We start from the raw sequence: 21,207 nt of genomic DNA, 5'->3' as shown, positions 1-21,207 counted from the left end.
GCCCCCATGGCGAAACTCGACCGCGCGGCGCTCCCCCTCGTCGCCGAGCACGCCCCCCGTTCCCATGCGCGACGGCACGATCCTGCGCGGCGACGTCTACCGCAGTTCCAACTTCCCGCGGAATCGGTGCTGGACGAGTTCGTCGTCCAGCACCAGACCGTCTTCCCCGACTCCTTCATCACCTTGCCGATCGTTCCCCGCTGAGGCCCGTCACGACGGCGCCGGGAAACGGGGGCGCGGAAAAACGGGGCGGCACTCGGGCGGGCGGCATGAACGCCTTTTCACTCGTTCTTGCCCTGTTCGGTGGGGTGGGGGTCGGCGTGGCACCGCGTGGCGGCGAATCCCGGCTGTAAGCATCGTCAATGTCGCGCTGAGTGGTTCCATATAGCGGCAGAGGCCACATTCCGACCAGCGGATCGATCGTGGATCGCGCGTGGAAGGGAGTGAGGTCTCCGTGTCCACCCCCGAACCTCAAACAAACCCGATGGTTCCGCGCAACCGGCACAGGGGACGTCGGTCAATGAAGGGGACGGCCGTACTGTCCTTGGCCGGCTCCCTCTCCATGGCCCTCGCCGTCACCGTTTCCACACCCGCGGCCGCGTCCGCGCCCAACGTCCCACCACCCGCCCCGACCTCGCCCACCACCCCGCCCACCGCCTCGACCGCCACCTCGACCGGCGCTGAGCCCTCTTCGATCACCACCTCGTCCACCACCTCGTCCGCGCTCGTCGAGCCGCCGCCCGACCCGACCTCACCCATCGCCTCGGTCAGCACCGAACCCCCCTCCGCCACCGATTCCGGCGGCTCCCACCCCTCGCTCGCGGAACAGGCACGCAGGAAGTGCAGGCCGAGGTCCTTCTTCAGGTTCCGTTCCTTCCGGCCAAAGAATTTCTTCATTCCCCGTACCCGGTTCATCGACGGTCCCGGCGGCACAATGGCGGCGTCGGTCACCCGGCAACACCGTGTGTACGCCGAGATGGAACTAGAAAGAGAAAAGATCAGCGAGATCGAAACGGGTAAACTGATCCGCCAGCTGCGAAACTTTGTGAGCCCGCTGCTCGCGGACGAGTACATCGTCGAGACCGGACACGAGTACACCCGGGAAATCAGCGACGGCATGTACGGAAACCTGTGGTACCGCGTCTTCGGATACCGGGTGAGTTTCACGGCGTGGCGCCGGGTCTACAACTGCCGCGTACGCAAGGTCACCGCCGGCATAGCCAACATCCCCGCGCGGGTGGAGGGCTGGAGATACTGGGAGACCAGGCGCCCGATGTTCGGGGGACGCAAGCCGGGCGACCGCTGAGCATCCCCCGCCGAGGGGCGGATGTTCAGGTGACGGCGAGGCGCCGGCTGTAGCGGTCGTCGCGCCAGCTCTCCTTCTCCAGCACCTCGGCCAGGGTCACGGCCGCGTCGTAGACGTCCACGAAACGGATGTAGAGCGGCGCGAAGCCGAACCTGAGGACGTCGGGAGCGCGGAAGTCACCGTGGACGCCGCGGTCGATCAGGGCACGCATGACCGGATAGCCGTCCGGGTGACTGAAGCTGACCTGGCTGCCCCGCCGCTCCGGGTCCCTGGGCGAGAGGAGCCCCAGCCCGTACGGCGCGCAGAACTCCTCGACGAGCTCGATGAAGAGCGAGGTCAGTGCCACGCTCTTGGCCCGCACGGCGGCCAGGTCGACGCGCTCCCAGATGTCGAGCGAGGCGTTGAGCGGGGCGTAGGACACCACGTGCGGGGTGCTCACGGTGAAGCGCCGGATGCCGTCGGCGGGACGGAAGTCCGGCTCGAACGCGAACGGCTCCGCGTGACCGTGCCAGCCGGTCAGCATGTGCCGCCCCGCTGCCTGGTGGTCCGGGTGGACGTAGACGAAGGCCGGGGACCCCGGACCGCCGTTCAGGTACTTGTAGGTGCAGCCGACCGCGAAGTCGGCCGCCGAGACGTCCACCTGGTACGCGCCGGCGCTGTGGCACAGGTCCCAGATCATCAGCGCGCCCGCCGCCTGGACCAGCGCGGTGACCGCCGCCGTGTCGTGACGGGCACCGGTCCGGTAGTCCACCTCCGACAGCAGCACGCACGCGACGTCCTCGGAGAGAGCGCCGGAGAGGTCGTCAAGGCCGGTGACGTCGCGGATCTCGTAGCCGCCCAGCGCCTCCGCCAGCCCCTGGACCACGTAGCGGTCGGTGGGGAAGTTGGCCAGGTCCGAGACGACGACCCGGCGCTCCGGCCGCAGGCCCAGAGCGGCGGACACGGCCTTGACGATGGCGATCGAGGTGCTCTCGCCCACCGCCACCTGGCCGGGGCCCGCGCCGATCAGCGGGGCGATCCTGTCACCGGTGGTCAGCGGCAGGTCGTACCAGCCGGAGACGTTCCAGGCACCGACCAACCGGCCGCCCCACTCCTGCTCCACGGTCCGCGTGACCGCGGCCGCGGCGGCCTTCGGCGGGGCGCCGAGTGAGTTGCCGACCAGGTAGATCGTCCCGTCGGGCAGGACGAACTCGTCCCTGATCCGCTTGAGGGGATCGGCGGCGTCGAGCGCGACGCACTCCGCACGGCTGATGGCCACGAGTCATCTCCGGGGTAGGTGCTGGCAACCCTTCCATCATGCCGTCACAGCGGATCAGGTGGCACCCCGGGCACGGCGGGACCGAGACCGGTCCCGCCGCACCCGGGCTCCCCGGCTCACCGCCGGGTCAGCGGCCCAGGAACCGGGTGGCGTTGCCGCCGAGCAGCTTGGCGCGGGCGTCCTCGGAGAGGAACCCCGCCCCTCGGATCAGCGAGCCCACCGGCGACTCGCCCAGCGGGTAGGGGAAGTCGGAGCCGAGCATGACCCGGTCCTCTCCCATCGTGTCGACCAGCAGCCGCAGCGCCCGCTCGTCGAAGACCACCGAGTCCACGCTGAACCGGTCGAGGTAGTGCGACGGCGGGAACTCGGAGACCCCGACGAGGTCACCCCGGCGGTGCCAGGCGTTCTCGAACCGGCCGAGCCAGAAGGCGAACGAGCCACCGCCGTGCGCGAAGCAGAGGCGCAGCGTGTCCGGCACCCGATCGAGGACACCGCCCAGGATCAGGGCGAGCACCGACAGGTGCGTCTCCGCGGGCATGCCGACCAGCCACTGCGCCATCCAGCGCTCCAGCCGGGGCCCACCCGCCATGTCCCAGGGGTGCACGAAGACGGGCGCGCCCACGGCGGCGCAGTGCTGAAGGAACTGGACGACTCCCTCGTCGTCGAGGTCACGGTCGCCGACGTGGTTGCCGATCTCGACGCCCGCGTGCCCGGCGGCCATGCACCGGTCCAACTCGGCACAGGCCAGGTCGGGGTCCTGGAGCGGCACCTGGCAGAACGGCACCAGCCGTTCGGAGGCGCAGATCTCCAGCGCCAGGTCGTTGAAGATCTTCGCGACCCGTACCGCCTCCGCCGCCGGGCGCTCGTAGCCGAAGAAGACCGGCGTCGGCGAGACGACCTGGACGTCCACCCCGTCGGCGTCCATCCGCTCCAGGCGGACCGAGGGGTTCCAGCAGTCGTCGGCGATCCGGCGGAACTCCCGGTCCCCGAGCAGGATCACGGCCTCCCGCTCGGAGTCGACCCGGAGCCGTGGCGCCCCCGGCCAGCCGAGATCCGGCCAGCCCCTGGGGACGTGGTGGGTGTGCACATCAATGATCAACGGCTATCCCTTGCCGGGGTGGACGGCGCCACAGTTCCCGCAGGTGCGCGCCTTCTCGTCGGCGTAGAACGCCTGGAAGATCGGCGGCAGGTCGGTCACGATGTCGCGGACCTGAAGCTCCACCTCGTGGACCACGGCGCTGCACTCCGGGCAGTACCAGAGGAACCTCTCCAGCACGCCCTCCGGCCTGATCCGCTCCACCACCAGGCCGACGGAACCCTCCTCGGGGCGCTGCGGCGAGTGCGGCGTGTTCGGCGGGAGCAGCCACATCTGCCCCTCGCGCACGTGCACGGTCTGCGGTCCTTCGGGGGTCATGAGGTTGACGTGCATGTTGCCGCGGATCTGGTAGAAGAGCTCCTCGTACGGGTCGATGTGGAAATCGGTCCGCGCGTTCGGCCCGCCGACGACCATGACGATGAAGTCACTGGAGCCCTCGAAGACCATCTTGTTGCCCACCGGCGGCTTGAGCAGGTGGGCGTGCTCGTCGATCCACTTGGTGAAGTCGATGGGTGGGATCACGGGCGCCCCTCCGGTCGGTAGGCCACGGCCTGAATTTCGATGAGCAGATGCGGGTGCGGCAGCTGGTGAACGGCCACTGTGGTGCGGGTCGGGCCGGCCTCGTCGAAGTACTCCGCGTAGACCGCGTTGTACCCGCCGAAGTCATTGATGTTCACCAGGTAGGTGGTGACCTGCACGAGATCGCGCAGATCGGCTCCGGCCGCCCGGAGGATGTCTTTGATGTTCTCTATCACCGCCCGGGTCTGCTCGGCGATGTCGAGCGTGACCGTGCCGAACTCGTCGGCCTCGGCGCCGACGATCGTGTTGTCCGGCCTGCGCGAACTGGTCCCGGACACGTACAGGAAGTCACCCGCCCGCTTGACGTGCGGAAACCTTCCCCTGGGGGTGGCCTTCCCGGTGACGACGAGCCCGTCACTCATGCTCTCTCTCCTCTCCCGCGGGCGCCGACGGCATCCCGGCGCCCCTTCAGGACTTCTCTTCGGGCACGGACGCGGTGAACGACACCGATCCCAGGTGCTGGATCTCGGCCCGCACCCGCGCGCCCGGCGCGAGCGGCTCGGCGGGGGTGGCGGCACCGGCGAGCAGGATCCACCCCGGCTCCAGGACCATCCCGATCTGTCCGGCCAGGCGTGCGGCCTCCGCGAGGGCCCGGCGCGGGTCACCCAGGATGGCGCCGGTCGACCCGACCTGGACCACGCGCCCGTCGATCTCCAGCACGACGCCCAGGTTCCACCGGGACGGGTCGTAGGGCCGCCACTGGCCGACGGCGTATCCGGCGGCCGAGGTGTTGTCGGCGATCACGTCGGGCAGCGAGAACCTGAAGTCCTCGTAGCGCGAGTCGATGACCTCGATACCGGGGGCGACGGCCGCGACGGCGTCCGGCGCGTACGCGTCGGCCGGCGACGCGATGCGCCGCCCGATGAGGTAGACGACCTCCGGCTCCGCCCTCGGGTGGATGTAGCCGGACACGTCCGCGTACGAGCCGTCACCGATGACCGACGACTCCGGCACCCGTCCGAAGATGATGTCGTGCACGCCCATCTGGCGGCGCTTGCCCTCGCTGGTGAAACCCAGCTTCACCCCGGCCAGCCGGTCCCCCCGCGAAAGACGGAGCCGGATCAGCTCCTCCTGCACCCGGTAGGCGTCGGCCACGCCGTAGTCCTGCTCGGGCCTGGGCACCGCGCGACCGGTACGGATGGCCTCGTCCAGGACCGCGGCGAGCTTGTGGATGTCGGTCATGACTGCTCTCCCGAACGTGCGAGGTCCAGCGCGATGTCCACGATCATGTCCTCCTGACCGCCCACCATCCGGCGGCGACCCACCTCGGTCAGGATGGTCCGGGTGTCGACCCCGTACCGCGCCGAGGCCGCCTCGGCGTGCCGCAGGAAGCTGGAGTAGACACCGGCGTAGCCAAGCGTCAACGTCTCCCTGTCCACCCGGACCGGCCGGTCCTGCAGCGGCCTGACCAGGTTGTCCGCCGCGTCCATCAGGGCGTTCAGGTCACAGCCGTGGTCCCAGCCCATCAGGTCGGCCACCGCGACGAACACCTCGATCGGGCAGTTGCCCGCCCCCGCGCCCATCCCGGCCAGGGAGGCGTCCACCCGGTAGGTGCCGTTCTCCACCGCGACCACCGAGTTGGCCACGCCCAGCCCCAGGTTGTGGTGGGCGTGGATGCCGATCTCGGTGTCCTCGTCGAGCACCGAGCGGTAGGCCCGGATCCGCTCCCTGACCCCGTCCATGGTCAACCGGCCACCGGAGTCGGTCACGTAGACGCACTGCGCGCCGTATGACTCCATGAGCTTGGCCTGCCTGGCCAGTTCCTCGGTCTCCGCCATATGCGACATCATCAAAAATCCGGACACGTCCATGCCGAGCTCGCGCGCGGTGGCGATGTGCTGGGCGGAGATGTCGGCCTCGGTGCAGTGGGTGGCGACCCTGACCGAGGTGACGCCGAGCGCGTGGGCGCGCTTGAGGTCGTCGATGGTGCCGATGCCGGGCAGCAGCAGGGTGGTCAGCCTCGCCCGGCTCACGGCCCCGGCGACCGCCTCGATCCACTCGTCGTCGGTGTGCGCGCCCACGCCGTAGTTGAAGCTGCCCCCGGAGAGGCCGTCGCCGTGCGCGATCTCGATCGCCGCCACCCCGGCGGCGTCGAGGGCCGCGGCGATCTCGGCGGCCTGGGCGACGGTGTAACGGTGCCGGATGGCGTGCATGCCGTCCCGCAGCGTCACGTCCTGAACGTACAGTTTCACGCCTTCACCCCCGCGCGCGCGCCTTCGTCGTCGGTACGGTCCTCGGCCAGGCGCTCGGCCGTGCGCAGCGCGGCGGAGGTCATGATGTCGAGGTTGCCCGCGTAGGCGGGCAGGTAGTGGGCGGCGCCCTCCACCTCCAGGAAGACGGTCACCTTGACGCCGCCGTCGCGGGTGCCGTCGGGGAGCGGCTCCCCGGCCGGGATCTTCTCGAACTGCACGTCCTGCTTGAGCCGGTAGCCGGGCACGTAGTCGCGGACCCGCTCCACCATGGCCCGCACGGCCTCCACCACCGCCGGCTCGTCACACTCGTCCACCAGGCAGTAGACCGTGTCACGCATGATCAGCGGCGGCTCCGCCGGGTTGAGGACGATGATCGCCTTGCCCTTGGCCGCCCCGCCGACCTGCTCGATCGCCCGGGAGGTCGTCTCGGTGAACTCGTCGATGTTGGCCCGGGTGCCGGGTCCCGCCGACCGGGAGGCGATCGAGGCGACGATCTCCGCGTACCGGACGGGCGCCTGCGAGGCGACCGCCGCGACGATCGGGATCGTGGCCTGCCCGCCGCAGGTGACCATGTTGAGGTTCGGCTCGGTGAGGTGCGCCTCCAGGTTGACCGGGGGCACCACGTAGGGGCCGAGGGCGGCGGGGGTCAGGTCGATGACCCGCTTGCCGTGCGCCCGCAGCACCTTGTCGTTGTGCCGGTGCGCGCCGGCCGAGGTCGCGTCGAGGACGACGTCCACGTCGGCGAACCCGGGCAGCGCGACCAGGCCCTCGACGCCCTCGTGGGTGGTGGCGACCCCGCGACGGCGGGCGCGGGCCAGGCCGTCGGAGTCGGGGTCGATGCCCGCCATCGCGAAGACCTCGACCTTCTTCGACAGCAGCGCCTTGAACATCAGGTCGGTGCCGATGTTCCCCGAACCGATGATCGCTATCTTCATGAGAACACCGCCCTGACCGAGCCGAGGCCCTCGATGTGTGCTTCGAAGACATCGCCGGACTCGACGCCGACCATCGGGCCGAGCGCGCCGGTGAGCACGACGTCCCCGGCGCGCAGCGGGAAGTCCGTGCGGCCCAGCGCGTCGGCCAGCCAGACCGCGGCGTTGAGCGGGTGTCCGAGGCAGGCCGCGCCCGCGCCGGTGGAGACCTCCAGGCCGTTCTTGTTCATGGTCATCCCGGCCAGGCGCAGGTCCAGGCCGCGCAGCTCGACCGGGGTGTTGCCGAGGACGAACGCGCCGCTGGAGGCGTTGTCGGCGACCGTGTCGACGAGCGTGATGTCCCACTCCGCGACGCGGCTGTCCACGATCTCGATCGCGGGCAGCACGAAGTCGACCGCCCGGATCACGTCGGCGACCGTGAAGGGGCCGCCCTCCAGGTCGGCGCCGAGGACCAGTGCCACCTCCGCCTCGGCCCTGGGCTGCAGGAAGCGGTCGGTCGGGACGGGCAGGCCGTCGAGGTAGGCCATGTCGGCGAAGAGCATCCCGAAGTCCGGCCGGTCCACGCCGAGCTGGCGCTGGACCGCGGGGGAGGTCAGTCCGATCTTCCTGCCGACCAGCCGCCGCCCCTCCGCCAGCGCCCGCCTGGTGTTGATCTCCTGTACGGCGTAGCCGGTCTCGGCGCTCCGGTCGGGCAACGTCTCACGCACCGGGGCGCACGGCTTGCCGCTCCGCGCCGCCTCCAGCAACCGGTCGGCCGCATCCCGGTACGCGTCGACGGCCTCGCTCCACTCAGTCATTTCCCGGCTCCAGCCTGATGGTGATCGTGGTGGGTTCGGAGTAGAAGTCCAGCGAGCGCGTGCCGCCCTCGCGTCCGATGCCGGACAGCTTCACTCCTCCGAAGGGGGTTCGCAGGTCGCGCAGGTACCAGGTGTTGACCCAGACCAGCCCGGCCTCCAACGACTGCGCCACCCGGTGGGCCCTGCTCAGGTTGGCGGTCCAGACCGTCGCCGCCAGGCCGTACTCGCTGTCGTTGGCCAGTCCGACCGCCTCGGCCTCGGTGTCGAACGGGGCGATGTGGCAGACCGGGCCGAAGATCTCCTCCCGGTTCACCCTGGAGTCGTGCGGCAGGCCGGTCAGCACCGTCGGCTCGACGTAGTAGCCACCGTCGCGGTCGTCGCCGAAACGCGGCACGCCGCCGCCGGCGCGGATCTCGGCGCCCTCGCTCTTGGCCAGCTCGTAGTAGGAGAGCACCTTGTCCCGGTGCTCGGCGGAGATCATCGGCATCATCGTGGTATCCCGGTCGGCAGGGCGGCCGAACCGCAGCTCCCCCGCGCGCCTGGCCAGCCGCGCGGTGAACTCCTCGAAGACGGGCCGTTCCACGTACAGCCGCTCGGTGCACAGGCAGACCTGGCCGCCGTTGGTGAAGACCGACCGCACGCTCCCCTCGACCGCCGCGTCGAGGTCCGCGTCGGCGAAGACCAGCCCCGCGTTCTTGCCGCCCAGCTCGAACGAGACGGGCTTGACCCGGTCCGCCACCGCTTTCATGATCGTCGAACCGGTGCGGCTCTCACCGGTGAAGGTGACCGCGTCCACGCCCGGGTGCTCCACCAGGAACTGGCCGGTGGAGCCGCCGCCGAAGCCGTGCACGACGTTGAGGACGCCGGGGGGAAGGCCGATCGAGGCGGCGATCTCCGCGAGCACCGCGACCGAGCCGGGCGTGTGCTCCGAGGGCTTGACCACCACCGTGTTGCCCGCGACGAGCGCGGGACCGAGCTTCCAGGTCGCCAGCAGGAAGGGCAGGTTCCACGGCACGATCACCGCGACCACCCCGAGGGGCTTGCGCACCGTGTAGCTCAGCACGTCCGTCAGGTGGAACGCGTTCTCCGGGTGCTGGGCCGCGATCTCGGCGAACGACCTGAAGTTGGCGGCGCCGCGCGGGATGTCCAGGGTCCGGGTCTGGGCGACCGACTTGCCGGTGTCGGCGATCTCCGCGGCCACCAGATCCTCGAACCGCTCCTCGATCGCGTCGGCGAGGCGGCGCATCCAGGCGGCCCGCTCGGCCACCGGCAGCGCCGCCCACGCGGGCAGGGCCGAGCGGGCGGCGGCCACCGCTCTGTCGACGATGGACCGGTCCGCCTCGCGGACCTCACGCACCACAAGCCCGGTCACCGGGTCGTACGTGGCGAACGTCGCGCCCTCGGCGACCGGCACCCCACCGATGAAGTGGTTCACCTGGTCAGACAAGACTTCTCCTCGGGGATGTACTTCGCTGGGTCACTCCATACGGGTATAGGGCCCAGGTGGTTCATAAGCAAGAATGAGTTCCGTGAAACGGAACCCCGACCGGTTGTCCGTGCTGGAGAAATCCTGGCTCGTGCTTGACGCGTTCCGCCCCACGGGCGGACCGTTGCGCCTGATCGACGTCGCCGAGCGCTGCCATCTGCCCAAGACCACGGCCTTCCGGCTGCTCACCGAGCTGACCTCGATCGGCGCGGTCACCCGCCGCCCCGACGGCTACTATCTCGGCCGCCGCCTCTTCGAGCTCGGCAGCATCGTGCCCGGAGAGCGCGACCTGAGACACGCGGCACTGCCCTTCATGCACGACCTCTACGAGGCCACCCACGAGACCGTCCACCTGGGCGTGCGCGACGGCCTCGACGTCGTCTACGTCGAGAAGATCCGTGGCCAGACGGCCTTCGCGCTGCCCTCGCGCGTCGGCGGTCGCCTCCCGCTGACCTGCACCGGGATCGGCAAGGCCTTGCTGGCCTACTCAGGACCCGACCTGATCGACGAGGTTCTCGGCCGACCGCTCCGCCGGCTGACCCCGCACTCGATAGTCGACCCCCGGCGCCTGGAGGAGGTGCTCGGCCAGATCCAGGCCGCGGGGCTGGCCTACGAGCGGGAGGAGGCCCAGCTGGGCGGCGCCTGCATCGCGGCCCCGGTGTTCGGTGACGGGGTGGCCGTGGCCGCGCTGTCCATCTCGGTCCCGCTGGCCCGCTTCCAGCCCACCCGGCTGGCCCCTGCCGTCAAGGCCGCCGCCCTGGGCATCTCCCGCGCCCTGACCAGAACCATCTGATCCCGGGCCGTCCGCGACCGTCTCGACTCCGGCCACCGCTCAGCCCGAGGTTCCGGTTCCCGGAATTCCCCGGCGTGGGCCGGGCCTGACGCGCCGTACCGACCCACTCGGGTCCGACGCCCCCGAACGCCCCTTGCCTGAAGGTCACCTTCTCGTAACCTCACAGGACCGCCGGCCGGGCTGCGCGCACCGGCATCATTGCCTCATGCACCAGGCATGGCAGCTATGGGGAAATATCGTTATAGCGACTTTCCTCGCGGTCCCGGTGGCCGTTGTCGCCATCCACGTGCTGGCCCGCCACCGCGCCCGTAAGGGTCACCCCTGCCCCGTCCGCACCGCCCTGGCCGACGTGGTCGCGGTGACCGGGACCGCCCCCTGGATCTGGATGATCCTCACTCCTCGGGCGGGCGACTCCGGCGTCAGTCTGCTCCCCCTGGTGGACCTGTGGGCGACCCTCCACGGGCCGGCGCAGGCGGCGTTCGTACAGGTCGGCGGGAACCTTCTGGTCTTCGCCGCGCTCGGCGCCATGCTCCCGGTGCGCTCGGCGCGCCTCGCCTCGCTCGCCCGGATCGCGGCCGTGGCGGCGGGCTCCTCACTCACCGTGGAGATCCTCCAGTACGTCCTGCGCCTGGGGCGGGTGAGCTCCGTCGACGACGTGATCGTCAACACGGCGGGTGCCGTGCTGGCCGCGACCGTGACGCGCCGGTGGTGGGCCGACCGAATAGCGGCTGGGATCGTTCCACGGTAACGGACCGGAGAAACTCCTTAAGCTCGCCACACGAGCACGATACCTCCCAAAAGAAACAGGTTACCAACCCCTGTATCTGTGCGATCGTGGACAAGACGGGGCAAGTTCTCTGGAGACGCCAAACCCGGTTGGTGACAGAGGGTGATCGAACGTGCAGCAGTCCCCGGTACCTCCCGAGCCCCCGATCTATCGGCGCATCGCCGACGGGCTTCGCGAAGCGATCCTGTCCGGCGATCTCCGAGACGGGGATCGGCTTCCGGGCGAGAACGCCCTGATGGCACGGCACGGCATAGCCCGCGCCACCGCCAGACAGGCCCTTTCCGTGTTAATCAACGAAGGACTGGCCGTCCCCAAACGCGGCTCGGGGGTGTATGTCAGGCAGTTCCGCCCGATCAGGCGACACGGCTCCCGGCGGCTCTCTCGTGACAGATGGGGGCGCGGCGCGGCCATCTGGGACTCCGACACCGAGGGCCGCCCCTACACCGTGGACGAGGTGGACATCGACCGGGAGCGGGCCGAGGACCCCGTGGCACGGGTGCTGGACAGCCCCGAGGTGTGGGTCCGCAGGCGGCGCTACTCGGTGAACGGGCGGCCGGTGCAACTGTCGGTCTCCCACTTTCCCGCCGAACTGGTGGAGGGGACCGCGATCACAAGGGAGGACACCGGACCGGGGGGCGTCTACGCGCGCCTCGGCGAGCTCGGCCACGCCCCGGCGCACTTCACCGAGGAGATCCGCGCCCGCATGCCCCATCCCCACGAGACCGTCCAGCTCGACCTGCCCGCCGGTACCCCGGTCATCGTGATCGCCCGGGTCGCCCGCACCACCGACGGCATCGCCGTCGAGGTCAACGAGATGGTCCTGGACGCCGCCTCTTACGTACTTCAGTACGACTTCGACTCATAGTTCAAGACCGTCCGTCAACCGATAGGTTGACCTGTCCTTCACGATCATTGATTTCTCTAGAGAAGTGCCGCACCGTCAGAGGTGGAACGTCGCAAAGACGGGCCTGGGCGCGGGGAAGGTGCACGGATGTCTTTCGACCGACATCTAGCGGAAATCGCCCGGGAGTTCCCCGACTGGACGATCTGGCGGAGTGACGCGGGCAGGTGGTGGGCAACCCGCCACCACCCGCTGACCTCCGCCCAGCGTGATGTCGGCTGCGCGATGACCATCGACGCGGACGGCCCTGAGGAACTGCGTGAGCAACTACACACCCAGCGGGAACGTTCCGGCGAGGCGGAGCCGGAAACGGACACTTGAAGACCGCCCGGTGCCGGGGTGAGCGGATCCGATGCGGTCCCGGCGCCGGGCCCCCAATCGCGGAAGCCCCCGACCCTATCGGGGGCGGGGGCTTCCGCTTGACCTCCGGACGGCTCCGGGCTCCGACCACGCCGCGGACCCACGATCACGCGCCGGTCTCCAGGACCATGCGGGCCTGCTCATGATCTCCGCGGCACCGCTGAGATCCACGGTCACGCGCGCCGATACCCGTTCACGCGCTTCGGGGCGAGGGGACCTCATTTGTGGGGAGCGGCGTACCTCCCCCCGTTCTTTCCCGCGGCCCGGGCGAGGTCGACGTCGGTGTCGTCGTACACCTCAAGCTCCTCGGCAGAACGGTCACCGGCGTCCTCGCGGGGGGCGTCGTCTTCCACGATCACCCGTACGGACTCCAGGTCGGGTGCGGCGTCATCGGGCTCGGCGCCTCGCGCACCCTCGGATCCGGTGTGCTCCGCGTACCCCGCCGGTGCCTCGGTGCCGTCCGACAAGGCGTCCGACGTCTCGTCGGAGATCCCGGAGACCCCGGAGATCCCCGAGACCCCGGAAATCCCCGAGACCCCGGAAATCCCCGAGACCCCGGAAATCCCCGAGACCCCGGAAATCCCCGAGACCCCGGAGACCTCGGAGACGTCGTTGGTGGCCTCGGCCGGGGCGGGAGCCGTCAGCGCGGGCTGGACACGGGCCGGGGGCAGCACCGCGTCCTCGTCGACCAGGGGACCCGCACTGCTCTCCCGGTGCAGCAGGTCGCCCAGGACGGCACCCATCTCGTGCAGGCGGCGCATGACCTCGTGGTGGGTGTCGGTGAGGTAGACGACCCGGCGGCCGGTGGTCTCGTCCAGGGCGTTGGCCCGCTGCTGGGCCGCCGACAGCGTGGAGTGCGCCTCGGTGTTGGCGGCGATGACCGTCGCCCGTGCCTCCGAGTGGGCCGCGTTCAGCGTGGACTCGGCCTCGGCTCGGGCGTGCTCGACGGTCTGCTCCGCCTCCCTCCTCGCCGAGGTGACCATCCGGTCGGCCTCGGCACGGGCGCTGCGCAGGGTCTCCTCGGACTCGGCACGGGCCGCGTTGACCGTCTCCTCCGCCTCGTTTCCGGCGTGGGCGAGCCGCTGCTCGGCGGTGGCGGTGGCCTCGGCCACCCGGCGCTCGGCCTCCTGCTGCGCGGCGTTCAGAATGCTCTCCGCCCGGTCCTGCGCGGAGGTGATCAGCCGCTCGGACTCGGTGGCCGCGTCGTCGCGGAGCTTGCCTGCCTCCGCCTCCGCGACCTGCCTCTTGGAGGCGGCCTCCTCCTCTCCCAGCTTCAGTATCTGGCTGAGCCGCTCGCCGAGCTCGTCGTAGTCCTGCGGGGCGTCCGAGAGCCTCTTGCGTGCCTCGGACAGCTCGATCCGGCCCTGCTCGGCCTGGTCGATCGCGCGCGCGAGCCGCTCCTCCAGGTCGCGAATCTGGTGGCGGTGGCGGTCCATGTAGTCGTGAACCTGTCGGCGGCTGTAACCGCGCATGACGACCTCGAACGAGTCCTCATGCATCAGGTCGGGAAAGCTCTCGTGCTGGTTTGTCATGGCACTGCCCGTGGAGGTTGTGTGGCGGGAAAGGTGACGTCAGGAGACGACTTTCCTGCTTACTGCCCAAGTCCGCAACCTGAACACGCCACCTGCTTGCCGAAATACCGGACAGAACGCCCCCCTCTAACATCGTCTCCATGAACGCCATGCCATACATCGCCGCCCTCGACGGCGACGCGATTCCGCGGATTCATCCGGACGCCTACATCGCCCCGGGAGCCGTGGTCGTCGGAAGGGTCCGGCTGGGCCGCGCCGCGAACGTCTGGTACGGCTCGGTCCTCCGCGGGGACGACGAGGACATCGAGGTCGCCGAGGAGTGCAACATCCAGGACCTGTGCTGCCTGCACTCCGACCCGGGCGAGCCGGCCGTGCTGGAGCCCCGGGTGAGCCTCGGGCACAAGGCCATGGTGCACGGGGCCCATGTGGAGACCGGCGCGCTCATCGGCATCGGCGCGATCGTGCTGGGCGGCGCCAGGATCGGCGCGGGGTCGCTGATCGCAGCCGGCGCCCTGGTGGCACCGGGGAAGCGGATCCCGGCGGGGGTACTCGTCGCGGGTGTCCCCGGGAAGATCGTTCGAGAGCTCACGGACGACGACCGCGACTCCTTCGCCCGTACCTCGGCCGGCTACGTCGCCAGGGCCGCCCGCCATCGGGCCGCGACCGTGTCGTCGCCGGTCTGAACGGCACGCCCGCCGGCCTGAACGCCCGCCTGCCGGAGCAGCCGGGAGAGCCTTACGATCGTGCGAGGCCCGCTTGGCGATCGCGGTGCCGGACACCACCTTGACCGAAGGGAGGCAGGGGCATCCCGCCCGTGGCGAAGGCCAGGGGCCCTCGCCCCGGAATGCCGATGACCGGCATGTGGCAGTGGGATGGGTTCGACGCCATCGAGCGCGACGTGCGGATCATGGTCGCCGACCACCGGTGGACGGGGCTCCCGCCGCTCGCGCGGGCCCAGGCCATCGCCCAGCGCACGCTGGCCACCCCGGACGGCGGGCGCTGGCTGTTCGGCGCCCACGCCCGGTGGTACCGCCAGGATCCCGCCGACGGCCGCTGGTACCTGACCGCACCTCCCGCCGACCGGGGTTTCCGCGCCGCGGCGCAGGTCATCCAGGTCACCTCGATGGTCCTGCCGCATCTGATCCCGACCGGCCCCGACTTCGCCGTCGACCGTGGGTCGATCCAGGGGTTCGTCGGCCCCGACGTGCCCTACGAGATCACCGAGCGGGTCCGCGAGCTGGTCATCGCCCAGCGGGGCAGGCGCAGGGAGGACTTCCCGCTCACCGGGCCGTTCACCCGGCTCTTCGCCGGGGAGGTGGCCAGCCCGGTCGCCGCGATCTGGGGCACGCTCATGTGGTGCGCCTACGCCCCCGCCTTCGACGGCAACGAGGTACTGCTGTCGATGTTCGGGGAGTTCCTCGCCCGCCCGCTGCCCGGCGACGAGTGGGTCCGCTGGCTGCCGCCCACCTCACTGGGCGAGCTGGTCGCGCTGTACGGCGAGCGGGTCAGGGCGGGGCACCCTGAGGCGGGCCTGCGGTTGGTCGCGCTGATGGCCGACACCGCCGCCGTGGTACGCGGCGACCCGAGATTCGGGCCGCGTGCCGACGCCCTGCTGGCCATGATCGAACCGCTGCTCCGCCGGGCCTGCCAGGATCCCGTCATCGCCCACCAGGGCGACGAGATGGTGCGCCACGCGTGGCTCTCGCGCTGCCCGGCCCACATGACGCTGCCCGACGCCTCACCCGGCGACCACTTCCAGCACATGGTCTACGACCTGGTCCAGGCACTGGGCTTCCTCGCCCCGATGGGTGCCGATCCACGGGCGGTGGCCGCCTCGCTGCTCGCCGCCGACCTGGTGGCCTTCGCGCCGAGGGTGGCCGACGGGCTCTACCCGTGGCTGGATCCCGAGCTGCGGCACATCCTCCACGTGGTGCTCACCGACGCCGCGCACCCGCTGCGGGGCTGCTGGCCGCGCTCGGGCGAGCTGCCCTCCGCGCTCCACCCGCCGGACCGGGCCTCGGCCGCGGCCCTGCTCGGCGCCGCCTACGCCACCGGGCTCGCGTGGTGCCGTCTCACCGGGACCGAGGTACCCGAGCGCGGTTTCACGACGGCCTCGGCTGTCGTGCACCGGCTGACACACGAGCGGGACGACCCCGTCCCAGGAGTATCGGGGACCTATCCACGTCACTTCTGACACACGCCAGTATGCTTAAACCACAAATAGAGTTATTTCATCCTTACTCTCCCTATATCCTTCTAGGCCCCTACGCATCAGACAATTAGCTGAATTGTGATCTCGTAATCGGGAAATGATCCTCCTTGAGGACGTGCCGGGCGGGGCGAGGAATGGTCCCGATGGGCCATGGGCACCGATGACCGCCCGCCGTAACCTCGAAGTGGGTGTGGGCTGCGGAAGGAAGGACGACGCGGTGGGGCACGACGACCTGGACTCTAGAGTCCACGACCGTGTCGCGTTGGACGAGATCGCGCTCTATGCCGAGGTGCTGTCCGCCGTCGCCATCAGCGAACGGCCCCTCACCTTGGTGGAGCTCGACAACGCGCTCGGGTTGAGTGCTTCGGCTGTCTGCTGAAGCCACCGGAAGAACCGTTTTCAAGACCCGGTCCCGGACCCTGTAACGGGGTCCGGGACGTGGTCGGAAAAAATAGTCATGTGACTAGTCACGAACGGACGAGACGGGCGATCGCGGCCGACGCCTCCTTGACCTTCTCCTGCGCCTCCGGTCCCCCGGTGTTGATGGCGTCGGCGACGCAGTGACCGATGTGATCCTCAAGCAGGCCGAGCGCCACCGCCTGGAGCGCCCGCGTGGCGGCGGACACCTGAGTCAGCACGTCGATGCAGTAGGCATCCTCTTCGACCATCCGCTGCAGACCTCTGATCTGCCCCTCGATCCGCCGTAACCGGGTCAGATAAGCCTGCTTGTCACCGCTGTACCCATGCATGTCCCAACGGTACCCGCGTCAGGCACAGCGGGATGTAGCCGCGATCAGTTTCTCCCAGCGGTCCGCCACCGCGCCCGCGCCGTAAACCGCCGCGGCCTCCAGTGCCCCCGCCGCGAGCTCCCGCCGGCGCCGCTCGTCGTCGATGAGCGCGAGCAGCGCGGACGCGTACGCCTCGATCTCACCCTCCCCCTCGGCGACCAGGACCCCGCTCCGCCCGTCGGCCACGAACTCGCCCGCTCCCCGCGGGCTGTCGAACGCGATCACCGGCACCCCGCTGGCCATCGCCTCGATCACGGTCATCCCGAGCACCTCCGTCCTGGAGGTGGTCGCCACGATCGAGGCCTTGGCGAACTCGCCGGTCAGGTCGGAGGTGGCGCCCATGAAGTAGACGTGGTTGTGCAGGTCGAGGGCGCCGACGAGGGCCCGCAGGCGCTTCTCCTCGGGACCCCCGCCGTACAGGCGCAGCCGCCAGTCGGGGCGCTTGCCCGCGACGGCGGCGAACGCGCGGATCAACCGGTCGTGGGCCTTCGTCGGCACCAGGCGCCCGCCCGCGGCGACGATGCGGTTGTCCATCCGCGAGCGTGGCCACGGCCCGGCGGGCAGCGCGTCCGGGATCGTGCCGACCGTGACGTTCCCGTCCAGCAGACGGTCCCACTCCTGCCTGCTCGACTCGGTGGCGACGGCGACCGCGTCCAGGCGCGGGTAGAACTTCCTGATCGGCCCCGGCACCGGCGGGCGGCCCCACTCACGGGCGACCCGCACGACGTCACGCGGCGCGTGCCTGGCCACCTGGACGCTCAGGCCGGGGCGGGTGCTGATGAGCACGTCGGCCTTCAGGCTGCGCAACCGCCGCCAGAGAGCGACCTCGGTGCGCATCTGGCCGCGCGGGAGCAGGTGCCGCACCCCCGGCTGGGCGTCGACCACCCAGGACAGCTTCACACCGGACGCCACGGGGAAGAACGGCCTCTCCCGCTGGCGGCGGACGCTGATGATCTCGACGTCGTGACGTTCTGCCAGCTCTCCCGCGAGGTTGACCACCGAGCGGGTATCACCACGCATGCCGTAGACGGATGGGACGAGCAGGCAGATCCTCACCCGCCGACCTCGATCCTGAGCTCGTCGTCCGCCGTGTAGCAGGGACGGATCGGCACCCCGTCGATCTGGGCGGCGGGGTAGTGCAGGCGGCGGCGCTTGCCGTCGACGTCGTCCAGCCGGGAGCCCAGCCGGAGCGGTGTGTCCACGCCGCGCACCCGCAGCGAGGGTTCCCAGGTGCCGGTCTGGTCGGGAGCCGCGGCGAGCACGTCGCAGAGTGAGAGCGCGGCGTGGAAGCGCACGCCCTGGACCGTTGCAACAGAGGTCAGCTCGGCGTCGGGCCGGCTGCGGCGCAGAGCGAGCCGCGCCTCGTGCCGGGCCTCGTCGTCGTCGAGGCCGGTGAAGGCCAGCAGCCCGGTGACCTCGAAGCGCCCCTCCCTGAACCAGACGGAGCGGACCTCGGCCGCCGGCCGGGCGTCGTCGATCTTCAGGGCCAGAAAGCCGTTACGGGTCCGGTAGGCGCGGTAGGCCAGCGTGCGGCGGCTCAGCGCGTACGCGTCCAGGTGGTCGAGGGAGAACCCGGGGTCGACGCTGCGCAGCCGGGTGCGCGACGCGCCCTGCTGTAGATAGGTGTCCCAGCGGCCGGGCCCCAGTTCCAGCGGCGCGAGTGAGACCGCCAGCGCCGCCTCGCGCGTCTGGACGCCCGGCGCCCCCAGCGGGACCCGGCTCTCGACCGCGGTGGCCCGGTTGCGCAGGACCAGTTCGGTGCCGTCGGCCAGCGGTTCGTCGACGGCCAGCCGAAGTGAGAGAACATCGGCCAGGGTAACCTCGGCATCGCTGACGACGACAGGCATCGTCAAGCCCCCTCCCCGTTGAATGAGCTACGCGACGTTGAGGTTACCGTGATTTGACCGTTATGTGAAAGGAAGGTTTTCGGACCTTACGTCCTTTTCATGGGAACTTGACCGCAGGTCAGGTGCGGCATGCGAAAAAATGCCGCACCTGACGTTCGGTCATCGGGCGTCAGGACGCCTCGACGGGCTGGCCCTTGATCGACTTGATCAGCAGCTGGGAGACGTCGACGACTTCCAGCGTCTCCCTGGCCTCACCCGCGTTCTTCTTCTCGTTGATCGAGTCACCGAGCATGACCAGGCAGAACGGGCAGGCCGTGGAGATGGTGTCCGGGTCCGTGGTCAGCGCCTCGTCCACCCGCTCGGTGTTGATGCGCTTTCCGAGCCGCTCCTCCATCCACATCCGCGCGCCGCCCGCGCCGCAGCAGAAGCCGCGGTCCTTGTGACGGTGCATCTCCTGGGTCTGCACACCGGGGACCTTGGCCATGATGTCGCGGGGCTGGGAGTAGACCTTGTTGTGGCGCCCGAGGAAGCACGGGTCGTGGTAGGTGATCTTCTCCTCGATCGGCGTGACCGGGATCAGCTTGCCCTCGTCCACCAGCTTGGCCAGCAGCTGGGTGTGGTGCACCACCTCGTAGGTACCGCCCAGCTGCGGGTATTCGTTGGCGAGGGTGTTGAAGCAGTGCGGGCAGGTCGCGACGATCTTCTTGACCCCGGCCTCGTTCAGCGTCTCGATGTTCTGCTTGGCCAGCATGTCGAAGAGGAACTCCATGCCCAGGCGGCGGGCCGGGTCACCGGTGCACGCCTCCATCGGGCCGAGCACCGCGAACTTCACACCCGCGACGTGCAGCAGCTCCGCGACCGCCTTGGTGGTCTTCTTGGCCCGGTCCTCCAGCGCCCCCGCGCAGCCGACCCAGAACAGGTACTCGGTGTCCTCCGGCATTTTGTCATCGATGAGCTGGACCTCGATGGGGTCGACCTCGCGGCCGGCGAGCTCCTCGATCCAGTCGGCCCGCTTCATCTCGGACATCCCCCACGGGTTGCCCTTGTTCTCCAGGTTCTTGACCATGACGCCGGCCTCGGAGGGGAAGTTGGACTCCACCATCACCTGGTAGCGGCGCATGTCGAGGATGTGGTCGATGTGCTCGATGTCCACCGGGCACTGCTCGACGCAGGCACCACAGTTGGTGCAGGACCACAGCACGTCGGGGTGGATGACGCCGTCCTCGCCGACCAGCGGCTTCTCCAGCAGGGCCAGCACGTCCTCGTGCAGGTCGGCGCGCTGCTCCTGGGTGGCCATCAGATACGGCGCCACCTTGAAGGCGTGGTCGCGCTGGTCCAGGATCAGCATCTTCGGCGACAGCGGCTTGTCGGTGTTCCAGGCCGGGCACTGCGACTGGCAACGGCCGCACTCGGTACAGGTGTAGAAGTCGAGGAAGCCCTTCCAGGTGGTGTCCTCGATCTTGCCCCGGCCGAGCCGGTCACCGTCGAGGTCCTCGTCCTCGAAGTCGACGATCTTGCCGTCGATCCGCATCGGCTGGGCCGCGCCGTTGCCGTCCGGGCGGCGGGAGAAGGCCACGTTCATCGGCGCGGTGAAGATGTGCAGGTGCTTGGAGTTCACCACGATCACCAGGAACACCAGCATGACGCCGATGTGCAGGAGCAGGCCGACGTGCTCGAGCGCCTCGTTGGCCGCCTCGCCCAGCGGCCGCAGCAGCGCGGCCGTCGCGTCGGAGGCGAACGCCCCCGAGGCGTAGGGCAGGTTGCCGGTGTTGGCCGCGGCGCCGCGGAAGAGGAACATCGTCCAGATCACATTGAAGATCATGAAGAGGACCAGCCAGGCACCGCCGAGATGCGACCCGGAGAAGCGGGACTTGCGGCCCAGCTTCTTCGGAGCGTTCTTGATCCTGATGGTCGCGAAGGCGATGAGTCCCAGCAGGGCCGCGACCGCGATGAAGTCCTGCAGGAAACCCAGGATCGGCCACGTCCCGACAAGGGGAATGTGGAAGTCGGGGGTTCCGGTGACGGCCCCCTGGATCAGCGCGCCGTACGCCTCAAGGTAGACGGTCGCCAGGATGAAGAACGCCCACATGACAAAGAAGTGCGCGACACCGGACGCCGTCCACTTCAGCAGCTTCCGCTGCCCGAAAACCTCGACCAGCTGGGCCTTGAGCTCCTCACCGAGGTTGTTCTTCGCGTACTCGACGCGCTCGGGCGCGCCCGGCCCGATGGTGGCGAGCTTGTACAGGAACAACACGCGGCGCGCGGCAAGCGCGAGCGCCACGATTGTCATGACCAGCCCGATAATCGCTACCCAGAGCACGGGTCCTCCCACAGACGACGT

At 69.9% G+C, this 21,207-nt stretch carries 24 protein-coding genes; 9 read left to right on the top strand and 15 right to left on the bottom strand.

The window, feature by feature from the left end; translation table 11 throughout:
• Positions 1-6 precede the first annotated feature (6 nt).
• Complete coding sequence (locus tag ABT130_RS26060; protein ID WP_350959490.1) at positions 7-204, top strand: hypothetical protein; 198 nt, start codon at positions 7-9, stop codon at positions 202-204.
• Positions 205-471: 267 nt separating this feature from the next.
• Here ABT130_RS26060 and ABT130_RS26055 read toward each other — a convergent pair whose 3' ends face one another.
• Positions 472-897 carry a hypothetical protein gene (locus ABT130_RS26055; RefSeq protein WP_350959487.1) on the bottom strand — a complete coding sequence of 142 codons (426 nt, stop codon included), beginning with the start codon at positions 895-897 and terminating at the stop codon, positions 472-474.
• A gap of 79 nt (positions 898-976) precedes the next feature.
• Here ABT130_RS26055 and ABT130_RS26050 point away from each other — a divergent pair, with 79 nt between their 5' ends.
• Positions 977-1,306 carry a hypothetical protein gene (locus tag ABT130_RS26050; protein WP_350925687.1) on the top strand — a complete coding sequence of 110 codons (330 nt, stop codon included), beginning with the start codon at positions 977-979 and terminating at the stop codon, positions 1,304-1,306.
• Positions 1,307-1,331: 25 nt separating this feature from the next.
• On the opposite strand, the gene kynU is transcribed toward ABT130_RS26050, so the two are convergent.
• The 9 genes from kynU to ABT130_RS26005 all read right to left on the bottom strand — a co-directional run bounded on the left by kynU (position 1,332) and on the right by ABT130_RS26005 (position 9,607).
• Entirely contained in the window at positions 1,332-2,564 is a 1,233-nt protein-coding gene (gene kynU / locus ABT130_RS26045) for a kynureninase (RefSeq protein ID WP_350959484.1), read from the bottom strand.
• A gap of 127 nt (positions 2,565-2,691) precedes the next feature.
• Positions 2,692-3,663, bottom strand: coding sequence for an amidohydrolase family protein (locus ABT130_RS26040; protein WP_350925683.1), 972 nt, complete (start codon positions 3,661-3,663; stop codon positions 2,692-2,694).
• Between the two features lie 3 nt (positions 3,664-3,666).
• Complete coding sequence (locus ABT130_RS26035; protein WP_350925681.1) at positions 3,667-4,182, bottom strand: 3-hydroxyanthranilate 3,4-dioxygenase; 516 nt, start codon at positions 4,180-4,182, stop codon at positions 3,667-3,669.
• A complete protein-coding gene (locus tag ABT130_RS26030) occupies positions 4,179-4,601 on the bottom strand; it encodes a RidA family protein (protein WP_350925679.1) in 423 nt (140 codons plus the stop codon). The genes ABT130_RS26035 and ABT130_RS26030 overlap by 4 nt, the downstream gene beginning before the upstream one ends.
• 46 nt (positions 4,602-4,647) lie before the next feature.
• On the bottom strand, positions 4,648-5,421 hold the full coding sequence (locus tag ABT130_RS26025) for a 2-keto-4-pentenoate hydratase (RefSeq protein ID WP_350959481.1): 774 nt from the start codon (positions 5,419-5,421) through the stop codon (positions 4,648-4,650).
• A complete protein-coding gene (dmpG, locus tag ABT130_RS26020) occupies positions 5,418-6,431 on the bottom strand; it encodes a 4-hydroxy-2-oxovalerate aldolase (RefSeq protein ID WP_350959478.1) in 1,014 nt (337 codons plus the stop codon). The genes ABT130_RS26025 and dmpG overlap by 4 nt, the downstream gene beginning before the upstream one ends.
• A complete protein-coding gene (locus ABT130_RS26015) occupies positions 6,428-7,366 on the bottom strand; it encodes an acetaldehyde dehydrogenase (acetylating) (RefSeq protein WP_350959475.1) in 939 nt (312 codons plus the stop codon). The genes dmpG and ABT130_RS26015 overlap by 4 nt, the downstream gene beginning before the upstream one ends.
• Positions 7,363-8,160 carry a 2-keto-4-pentenoate hydratase gene (locus ABT130_RS26010; protein ID WP_350959472.1) on the bottom strand — a complete coding sequence of 266 codons (798 nt, stop codon included), beginning with the start codon at positions 8,158-8,160 and terminating at the stop codon, positions 7,363-7,365. The genes ABT130_RS26015 and ABT130_RS26010 overlap by 4 nt, the downstream gene beginning before the upstream one ends.
• The gene (locus tag ABT130_RS26005; RefSeq protein WP_350925669.1) at positions 8,153-9,607 is read right to left on the bottom strand and encodes a 2-hydroxymuconic semialdehyde dehydrogenase; all 1,455 of its coding nucleotides are present in this window, start codon (positions 9,605-9,607) and stop codon (positions 8,153-8,155) included. Before ABT130_RS26005 ends, ABT130_RS26010 begins: the two co-directional genes overlap by 8 nt.
• Positions 9,608-9,680: 73 nt before the next feature.
• Between ABT130_RS26005 and ABT130_RS26000 the strand changes: the two genes are divergently transcribed.
• From ABT130_RS26000 to ABT130_RS25985, 4 genes are all read left to right on the top strand, one after another.
• Positions 9,681-10,439: an IclR family transcriptional regulator gene (locus ABT130_RS26000; protein ID WP_350959469.1), complete on the top strand. Its 759-nt coding sequence runs from the start codon at positions 9,681-9,683 to the stop codon at positions 10,437-10,439.
• Between the two features lie 265 nt (positions 10,440-10,704).
• On the top strand, positions 10,705-11,187 hold the full coding sequence (locus tag ABT130_RS25995; RefSeq protein WP_350959466.1) for a VanZ family protein: 483 nt from the start codon (positions 10,705-10,707) through the stop codon (positions 11,185-11,187).
• A 151-nt stretch (positions 11,188-11,338) separates the two neighbouring features.
• On the top strand, positions 11,339-12,091 hold the full coding sequence (locus ABT130_RS25990; protein ID WP_350925663.1) for a GntR family transcriptional regulator: 753 nt from the start codon (positions 11,339-11,341) through the stop codon (positions 12,089-12,091).
• Between the two features lie 126 nt (positions 12,092-12,217).
• Positions 12,218-12,448 carry a hypothetical protein gene (locus ABT130_RS25985; protein WP_350959463.1) on the top strand — a complete coding sequence of 77 codons (231 nt, stop codon included), beginning with the start codon at positions 12,218-12,220 and terminating at the stop codon, positions 12,446-12,448.
• A 257-nt stretch (positions 12,449-12,705) separates the two neighbouring features.
• Here ABT130_RS25985 and ABT130_RS25980 read toward each other — a convergent pair whose 3' ends face one another.
• Entirely contained in the window at positions 12,706-14,019 is a 1,314-nt protein-coding gene (locus ABT130_RS25980; protein WP_350959460.1) for a coiled-coil domain-containing protein, read from the bottom strand.
• 140 nt (positions 14,020-14,159) lie between these two features.
• Here ABT130_RS25980 and ABT130_RS25975 point away from each other — a divergent pair, with 140 nt between their 5' ends.
• The 3 genes from ABT130_RS25975 to ABT130_RS25965 all read left to right on the top strand — a co-directional run bounded on the left by ABT130_RS25975 (position 14,160) and on the right by ABT130_RS25965 (position 16,610).
• Entirely contained in the window at positions 14,160-14,702 is a 543-nt protein-coding gene (locus tag ABT130_RS25975) for a gamma carbonic anhydrase family protein (protein WP_350925658.1), read from the top strand.
• A gap of 167 nt (positions 14,703-14,869) precedes the next feature.
• Positions 14,870-16,213 (top strand): hypothetical protein, encoded by a 1,344-nt coding sequence (locus ABT130_RS25970; protein WP_350925656.1) that lies wholly within the window; start codon positions 14,870-14,872, stop codon positions 16,211-16,213.
• A 115-nt stretch (positions 16,214-16,328) separates the two neighbouring features.
• Entirely contained in the window at positions 16,329-16,610 is a 282-nt protein-coding gene (locus ABT130_RS25965; protein WP_350925654.1) for a hypothetical protein, read from the top strand.
• 88 nt (positions 16,611-16,698) lie between these two features.
• Here the strand turns inward: ABT130_RS25965 and ABT130_RS25960 are convergent, their stop codons facing one another.
• From ABT130_RS25960 to ABT130_RS25945, 4 genes are all read right to left on the bottom strand, one after another.
• The gene (locus ABT130_RS25960) at positions 16,699-16,980 is read right to left on the bottom strand and encodes a metal-sensitive transcriptional regulator (RefSeq protein WP_344966736.1); all 282 of its coding nucleotides are present in this window, start codon (positions 16,978-16,980) and stop codon (positions 16,699-16,701) included.
• 18 nt (positions 16,981-16,998) lie between these two features.
• On the bottom strand, positions 16,999-18,039 hold the full coding sequence (locus ABT130_RS25955) for a glycosyltransferase (protein WP_350959457.1): 1,041 nt from the start codon (positions 18,037-18,039) through the stop codon (positions 16,999-17,001).
• Positions 18,040-18,071: 32 nt separating this feature from the next.
• Complete coding sequence (locus ABT130_RS25950; protein ID WP_350925733.1) at positions 18,072-18,866, bottom strand: hypothetical protein; 795 nt, start codon at positions 18,864-18,866, stop codon at positions 18,072-18,074.
• A gap of 169 nt (positions 18,867-19,035) precedes the next feature.
• The gene (locus tag ABT130_RS25945; protein ID WP_451935078.1) at positions 19,036-21,156 is read right to left on the bottom strand and encodes a heterodisulfide reductase-related iron-sulfur binding cluster; all 2,121 of its coding nucleotides are present in this window, start codon (positions 21,154-21,156) and stop codon (positions 19,036-19,038) included.
• Positions 21,157-21,207 lie beyond the last annotated feature (51 nt).

The organism is Streptosporangium sp. NPDC001681 (assembly GCF_040298085.1).
GTDB lineage: Bacteria > Actinomycetota > Actinomycetes > Streptosporangiales > Streptosporangiaceae > Streptosporangium.
Note: the sequence above shows the minus strand (reverse complement) of the source record. Positions and strands in the feature narration are given on the sequence as shown.